This is a genomic window from Nocardia sp. CC227C (assembly GCF_030767025.1).
Lineage (GTDB): Bacteria > Actinomycetota > Actinomycetes > Mycobacteriales > Mycobacteriaceae > Nocardia.
The window spans coordinates 1-409 of record NZ_JASITE010000050.1; the positions used below are offsets into that span (position 1 = coordinate 1).

Sequence of the window (409 nt, forward strand, 5' to 3'; positions counted from 1 at the left end):
TCGGGATACGCTCCATCACCCGCATGATCACCCGCGCGTGCTCGGGCGACACCGCGCCCTCGGCCTGCAAGGCGGCGGTGGTCGGCAACAACGCTGGGCCTTCCACCCCACAGAAGGAGCGGGGCCGCAACGGCACCGACGCGCGTACCCGCGCCCCGGCCTCGGCCGCCGACAGGCGCAGCACATCGATCAAAAACCCACGCACGCCCTTCGCGCCCGCGCGTTCCCACAGATGCCTGCCCTCCACCTCGGCGATCATCCGATGCGACAACGCCGCCATCCGACACCGCACCGACTCCACCTCCCGCATCACATCCACGAGAGCCGAATCCGACAGTCCGGTGAGATCGGTCGCGAGCAGGGTGTCCATCGCCGCCGACAAACCGGCCGCGGTATCACCGCCTCGCGT

At 69.9% G+C, this 409-nt stretch carries 1 protein-coding gene; it reads right to left on the reverse strand.

Annotated features, from left to right (window positions below; genetic code table 11):
- On the reverse strand, positions 1–409 hold a 409-nt coding region (locus QMO76_RS35215), incomplete at both ends, for a DUF222 domain-containing protein (protein ID WP_306365705.1).